At 42.9% G+C, this 7267-nt stretch carries 8 protein-coding genes; 1 reads left to right on the top strand and 7 read right to left on the bottom strand.

The features are described from left to right. Nucleotides 1–70 precede the first annotated feature (70 nt). The 7 genes from RMO55_RS15240 to RMO55_RS15210 all read right to left on the bottom strand — a co-directional run bounded on the left by RMO55_RS15240 (nt 71) and on the right by RMO55_RS15210 (nt 5824). Nucleotides 71–1129 (bottom strand): peptidylprolyl isomerase, encoded by a 1059-nt coding sequence (locus RMO55_RS15240; protein WP_310427805.1) that lies wholly within the window; start codon nt 1127–1129, stop codon nt 71–73. A gap of 286 nt (nt 1130–1415) precedes the next feature. Further along, nucleotides 1416–1856, bottom strand: a complete 441-nt coding sequence (locus tag RMO55_RS15235) for a hypothetical protein (protein ID WP_310427803.1) — start codon at nt 1854–1856, stop codon at nt 1416–1418. 79 nt (nt 1857–1935) lie between these two features. After that, nucleotides 1936–2724, bottom strand: coding sequence for a peptidylprolyl isomerase (locus RMO55_RS15230; RefSeq protein WP_310427801.1), 789 nt, complete (start codon nt 2722–2724; stop codon nt 1936–1938). Between the two features lie 90 nt (nt 2725–2814). Then, entirely contained in the window at nt 2815–3114 is a 300-nt protein-coding gene (locus RMO55_RS15225) for a hypothetical protein (RefSeq protein WP_310427799.1), read from the bottom strand. A 512-nt stretch (nt 3115–3626) separates the two neighbouring features. Next, on the bottom strand, nt 3627–4151 hold the full coding sequence (locus tag RMO55_RS15220) for a PEP-CTERM sorting domain-containing protein (RefSeq protein WP_310427797.1): 525 nt from the start codon (nt 4149–4151) through the stop codon (nt 3627–3629). Next, nucleotides 4135–4383, bottom strand: coding sequence for a hypothetical protein (locus RMO55_RS15215; RefSeq protein WP_310427796.1), 249 nt, complete (start codon nt 4381–4383; stop codon nt 4135–4137). The genes RMO55_RS15220 and RMO55_RS15215 overlap by 17 nt, the downstream gene beginning before the upstream one ends. 355 nt (nt 4384–4738) lie before the next feature. Further along, nucleotides 4739–5824: a helix-turn-helix transcriptional regulator gene (locus RMO55_RS15210; protein WP_310427794.1), complete on the bottom strand. Its 1086-nt coding sequence runs from the start codon at nt 5822–5824 to the stop codon at nt 4739–4741. A gap of 634 nt (nt 5825–6458) precedes the next feature. Between RMO55_RS15210 and RMO55_RS15205 the strand changes: the two genes are divergently transcribed. Next, the coding region (locus RMO55_RS15205; protein ID WP_310427793.1) for an aspartate-semialdehyde dehydrogenase at nt 6459–7267 on the top strand (809 nt) is incomplete at its 3' end.

Below are 7267 nucleotides of genomic sequence, written 5' to 3'. Positions count from 1 at the left end.
AGCTTGTCGATCGGTCAACCCAGAAGTTAAATTTCTGGGGTTATTTTTATGTATTTATAGCCTCGATCGACTATTTTTGTTGGGTAGTTATCACTGGCTGACTGAAAAGGCGAACTGCGAATATCCCCCCAGCTAAAAATAGCCAGAAAAAGACGAAAAAAGCCACTATTTGATCGACTGCACGGTGACGACGATACCTCGGTGCCAGGATCTGAGGCGATGGCTCTTGGGAAAAGAACAAACTAGCGTTCGGCTGGTGGCCGATCGCTACATGGGGCGGTAAGATGTCACCACTAGGGGAAATTTGCGGGAAAAAGATCGAAGCAGTCGGACAGAGCATCCCTGTTGGCTCTGAGTTCAGATCTGGATTGCTAGCGATGCTTACTGCTTTACACTGTTTGACTGGCGGTAATATCGGCAGATGAATGTTACTAATTCGATCTGTGGAGACAGGATTGAGACGATCTAAAATTTGTTGTTGCAGCCACTCTTCAAATAATTCATCGCGTAACTGTCGTTCGATCTGTGGCGTTAGTTGAACTGGTAAAGATCGATCGGGTTGCAGAAAAATATAGTGTTCGTCGAGTTGGAAGATTGATGATAATTGTTTGGGCTTGAGTCCGATTAAGTGATGTTGAAGCGAGGGATGCAATTGCAAGACTGAAATGGGACCAATTACTCCACCGCGTTTAGCGGCAGGACTATCGGAGTAGGTAGTAGCTATGGATGTAAAAGACTGATTTTCTTCTTTAACCCGACAATATAGTTCTTGTGCTAATTGGAGATCTCTAACTTGAATAACTGAAAATAATACTCGATTCTCCACTGGAGAGACTCCGTCAACGAGTTGCGATTTACATGCTAAAAACCTCGATCGCACTAAGCGATCGAATTCAGCTTGTTTGTATAGTTCTAATAAATCTACTTGACAATTTTTATCGCCGATATTCAAGCCAGCGCGGATCGATGCAAATTCTGGTGAACTTTCCCACACTGCTAAAGTTTCTGCAATTATTGTCGATCGTAGGTATTTAAAAAGCAATCTCGATCTACTCAGATGATAAACTAACCGCTCTGGTGAAATTGACATTTTTGTCAGTGGGATATCAGCTAATAAATTGGTATTCACACGGGTAAGATCGAAATGTTCCCATTCAGCAGGGATCGAAAACTATATTTAGGAAGTAGTGGCTAGTGGCGTATTAAATAGTTTTATTAATATTCTGACAGCCATTCCATCTATACTTTACACGGTCATAATTTGAGGTTGGGTTTTAGGTTTTAGGTTTTAGGTTTTGGGTTTTGGGTTTTAGGCATTAGGGAGATTATCGCTCGTTCGTGTTTTTGGTAAAAGCGCAAGCTTTGCCCGTGCAAAGTATACATGCTCATAAATTATTGATCGATTATTTTGATGTTCAACCAAGAATTTTTGACCCACTGATATAGTAATTATATCGAGTTTTAAAAGATGGCAAAAAATCTATTAATTTTGTTGCCTCTAGATAAGTTTTAGCTCGATAAAACTCATATTTTGAACCGTCTGGATCGGCGATCCAAATAGATTGTTCGGCTCGATCGTGACCATGAATCCAAGAGATTCGGTTCATGATGGGACTTGGCAGATCGATCGACTTCTCTAAAAATGACCAACGATATTTTCCTTCAAATAACGGAGCTATACAAGTAATTAATGTATATTTACCACTGTCAGTATGATAATATGTAACAAAAAATAGCAACTCATTAATACAGCAATACCACCTTTCACAAGGACCAGGTTCATCCATTTCAGGAGGATCGGTAACAGGCTCAACTGGAATGATGATTCGGAGTTCATCCAGGCTAATATCAACCATAATTTCTTTTTCAAAAAAATTGATTCTATTTGAACGATAATAAGTAGAATAATAACTATCATAGTATCGTCTCCATTCGTCAAATGAAATCCAATTTATCATCATCTATATTTTCACCTCTATTCGGGATCGTCGCTTTGAACCGCATCAGCAGTGATAATTGAGACTCCAGCCAGATCGAAAATAGCTCATCGAGCAGAAATTGATACATTCGACCTTTTAAAGGCAGCGTTTCGCTATCGTCTAACTGAGCTGGTTCCCGTTCGTCGAGACGAAAGAAGGTATAGTAGTTATCGACTTGCAAGAGGACAGACAACTCTCCAGGTGCCAATCGTTCGACAATGTCCCTAATTCCAGGAGTCAATTCTCTCAATAACAATGGCCCCAAAATCCCCGCATTCTCCGCGTGAATGCCCTGAGAATAATCGAGCGCGATTTCGGCAAAAGACTGTTCTCCCGACTGAATCCGAAAGAATAGCTCTTGGGCGAGAGAGCCATCGGCAACTTGCAGAATCGATAGTATCACCCGATCTAATCCCCCACCTTGAGCAACAAAATAAGGCTCTACCTCATTTCCCCACCTAGCTAATTTAAACTTCTGCAATCTCAGCTCTCGATCGACAATCGCCCCTAGTTGCTGCTCGTTCATGCCCTGACATTCGATCGATCTCTCAATTTCTGCATACTTTTGGGCGTATTCAGTTGAGGTAGATTCTAAATCGATCGATCCAGCTATCGCCATTTCCTCGACCAGATCGTCGGTGAGGATTTCGTGGAGGAGTTGGGGGTATAATTCAAACCGCTGCAATCGATCGATTATAGACTCAACAGCAATCGAAACACGATCGAGATTTAATAAAGGGTTCACAGATTTAAGAGCGCGTTAAATATAGCATTCACCAGGGCAGTTAGGACGTTTGGATCTAATATTCTGATACGTTGATGCTTTTGCCCATCCCTAACCAACCAAATTAAATTGGGAGTTATTAGTCAGGTTCAAGGTAGCTAGAGAAACATTGTCACCCTGAACGATACCGATCAGATCGCGAGCGGTATCGTTGGTGTAAATCCCCACCCCATTCGGCAAACCATTCGCCACAGCACCTAAAACATAGTCATTAGGATTAGTAGTCTGACTAAAGAGTTGGATTTTGTCGCCATTGGAGCCTAGCTTAAAGTCTTGAATCAAAGCATAATCTCGATCGCCACCACCCACATAATATGCAGAACCAGTTACTTCAGCTTTTGGATCTAGCACAGTCCCTAATACAAAAGTATCTCTACCCCCACCACCCTCGATCTTGTCAATCTGTCCTTGTCCAGAGTTGTAAAAATTTGGTAGAGCATAACTAAAAGGTAAGACTAGAGGTGAGTAGGCTACAGCATCGATGACATCGTTACCATTACCACCTTCGATATCGAAGTATGAAAAAATTGCAACAACTACCTAGAAGCTAGATAGCCAGAGGTTTTGGCACACGGCTGCATCAGAGTCAGTCGATCGAGATCCGTTAAATAGCGTAGATAGTGGTGATACTTTTGACTGATACTCAACCCTTCACTATCTAACTTTGCGACTGGCTAAATTTTGTAACGTTTCTAGCGACTTCTGGTTGAATTTACAAATCCGCTGGGATCTCTACCATGCAAATGAGTCAGATGCTCAAATAGTTGAGAAGATTCAGGTATATATCAAATCAGCAAGGCGACATCCCCGACTTCTTCAAGAAGTCGGGGATGTTCTACCAACGAGAATACTATGCGTCCAAGTTATTGAATTGGTGCTGAATTCGATCGAGACAGTTTCTTCTGTTTGCGTTTCAAGGTAACGACAGCAGCACCAAACACTACCGTACCCAGCAGACTGGCAGGTTCGGGAACTGTTGTCGATGTTACTGTATAATTCACTGCGGGGAAAACACCACATGTATCTGGCAAATTATTGGCGCGACAGTAATCAACAACCAACGTTCCATTAAAAGAAGCTTGAACGCTAACTGTATGGGTTCCTGGTTGGAAGGGGGCAAGGAATGTCGCAAAGACAATCGTGTTACTACCGCCGTTAGGCAGCGACAAATTGACTGGTCCAGCCAGGTAAGATGGATCGAGGAATGTTTGCTGCCCATCTACGGTAATCGAAGTCGTAGCACCTAGTTGACTGGGATCGTACCAGTAGAATGAATTCTGACTAGCATTGGTGGGAAATGTCCCTAAGATCGGCGGCGAATCGTTAACAGAGGCGATGATGGCGTAAAAATAGGTATCGGATGTGACGTTATTAGGTAGTATTGGCATTAGTTAGCAACTGAAAAGGGGTGTTGGGTAGTCGGGCTGGATCGGAAGTATCTTGCCAAGGGGCGATCGCCGCAGCCATATCTGTGAGAGAATATCCATTCAATACAGTACTTGAAGGCAGTATATCACCACCGAGAGTAGCCGATCGAGCGGGAGTAGCAGCTAGTAGCGATAAAGCGGAAAAACAAGTCAGCGCAAAACTTTTAGCAGTTATCGGGGAGAATTTTTGCATTGATTTAATTTGGTTGTGGATTGTACGTATGTGTACCAAAATCGAACGGGAGATCGAGTCAGAGATCTGGTTTACCGCTGATAATTGCGATCGATTTCTAACAGAGATCGAATTGGCTAAATGATGTGCTGTGCGATACCTACTACGATCGCATATTTAACTAGAGAACGTCTATAAGCAGATCGGCTATAGAATTATGAAGAAATTGTAATAATTAGCTAGAGTGCAGGCAGATAGGGATTTTCTCGGCACTGTTCATCGAACCTAACGGATTGAGATCGGTCTTTCCCTGGAGTTCTATCCCTGTATTTTTACTCGATCGCAATGTTCGATTTATTGGCCGATCTGTGCCGATTTAGACAACTAGAGATATATTCAACCCACCTAACTTGCCTAGTGCCACTGAGATCGCTTCCGTGCGGCTTTGTACGCCAAGCTTTCGATAAATATGCTCCAAATGTTTGCGGACAGTGTTGATACTCATCTGCAAATCGGTAGCAATGTCCTGATTCGATCGACCGTGAATAACGCCAGCTAAAATTTCTGCTTCTCGCTGAGTCAAACCCAATAATTCTAGCGCAGCAAGTATCGATAGTATGGCTTCTTCGGCGAAGAATAGCAGATAGCTTTTGCCAGGAATATCGATCGTCAGCCGCATCGTTAATTGTCGATTTTCCTGTTGAAAGCGGAGGGGAAGTTGGGGCGAGGGCAAATTGTCAACTGATTTTAATCGATCGATTTGATATCTAACCCACGACTGTAATAATTCTGGCAATTGATGAAACTTACGATGACCAGGAAAATATAATTGCAACCAGGTGGCAGCTTGAGCCGTCATCAATTGCACTCTACCGAGATCGTCTACTAAAATTACCCCACAGCGATCGAGGGACTGTTGCAATCCCTCTAATTGTTGTTGAAACTGTTGGTATTGACAGATGTTTTGATAGGCTTGAATCAGATGGGGTTGGAGTAAATTTAGGATTAATCGATCGCGTTCGCTCAGTTTTTGCCAAGGATGATAAAATGCGTAATGTAGAATCAATTCGTCAGGACGCGGCCATCTACCGGAATCCAAATCGAACAGAATTAACATAGTTGTGTCATCGCTACCGAGCGACTTCATCACTTCCGTGTATATTTCCCGCCGCGAAAATGCCTCGAAATCGATAAAATCGGAAGCTTTATGAGTGCCCTTGACGATCGCTGGTATATTTGCAAAGAAAGGACTTTGAGTTGTATAGCGAGTCATCGCAGGCATTAATACCTCCACCAAACGATCTAAATCTGGATCTAGGGATTTGACTGTAAGTTCGGTGAAATCACCTCGAAAAGTCATCGCTACGGAAGCGTCTGCTGGGACGAGCGGTACGAGCATCGCAAGGCTATCAGTCCCGAATGTATCGGCATTTTTGAGGGTATAGAGATTATGGATTGTCATCAGCAATTGCTGTGTATCTGAAAATGTCAGTTGCTCCACCCGACCACCTCTGCAAAAATTGAAAACTGCAAACTTCCCACTCGTGCAATTGCAGTAGTGGAAGATCGCCGCTTTTGTTGTTATTGTAAAAAAGAGGAATGAACTCGAATTGGCTGAGTGTTTTTTATTGTCTGAATATTATAATTCTCTCATAGTTAGAATATTCAAAAACATGGTATTTACAAATATTTGTGCTTGCGAGGTCAAGTATTATAAATACTGAGAAAATATTTTGCAATATAGCTATAGGTAAATGAAGAGAATCAAAAAATTTGTAATTTATGCCAATTAGCAGTGGTTTTCGCCAATCGCATGTTTGCTAACCATCGCGGACTAAGACGATCTCGATCGATCGATTGAAACTACATATTTCTCAACACACGATCGCGATTTCCTGGTATGATAAATATGAAGAGGTTTGAGTGTAAACATGGTTAAAAATCTCCGCGCGATCCAAGTCGCTCCAATTCAGAGAAACTAACGAGATTGAGACTAGATCTAGATCGGTACAAATGTTCGATCTGTAGGTCGTGGAGCTAGCGTAAACTAAAGTTTTGATGTTTCAATATTATCAATATCAGTGGAGGTAGCTTTCTTGTCCGATCTATATCGCGTTGCAATTTTAGGAGCAACAGGTGCCGTTGGTACGGAACTAATCGAATTACTAGCCAGTCGCAATTTTCCGATTGCCGAACTCAAACTATTTGCGTCGCCTAAGTCCGCAGGTACAAAGTTAAAGTTTCGGGGTGAGGAAATTACGGTAGAAACTGTCGGGGATAAATCTTTTGACGGTATCGATATTGTCTTAGCATCTGCTGGTGGTTCGACATCGAAGGCTTTAGCACCCCAAGCAGTAGCGGCTGGCGCGTTATTTATCGACAATTCCAGTGCTTTTCGGATGCTGCCCAATGTGCCATTAATTATTCCTGAAGTCAATCCCGCAGCAGCAGAGCATCATCAAGGAATTATCGCCAATCCCAACTGTACGACGATTTTAATGGCGGTAGCGATTTATCCGCTCCACAAAATTCAACCGATTCAACGCATCGTTGCGGCTACTTATCAGTCAGCCAGTGGCGCAGGTGCCAGAGCAATGGCGGAAGTAGAAACCCAGAGTCGAGATATTCTCGAGGGGAAAACTCCCAAGCCCGAAATTTTCCCCTATCCGTTAGCATTTAATTTATTTCCTCACAATACCCCGATCGACGAACATGGGTACTGCGAAGAGGAGATGAAAATGGTCAACGAAACTCGCAAGATTTTTGGTACGCCAGATCTGAGAATTACGGCTACATGTATTCGGGTTCCGGTACTCCGCGCCCATTCGGAAGCAATTAACCTAGAATTTGCTGCGCCGTTCGCTCCAGATGAGGCTCGATCGATCTTAGCTACTGCTCCTGGTGT

The organism is Chamaesiphon sp. VAR_48_metabat_135_sub (assembly GCF_031418915.1).
Classification (GTDB): domain Bacteria; phylum Cyanobacteriota; class Cyanobacteriia; order Cyanobacteriales; family Chamaesiphonaceae; genus Chamaesiphon.
Note: the sequence above shows the minus strand (reverse complement) of the source record. Positions and strands in the feature narration are given on the sequence as shown.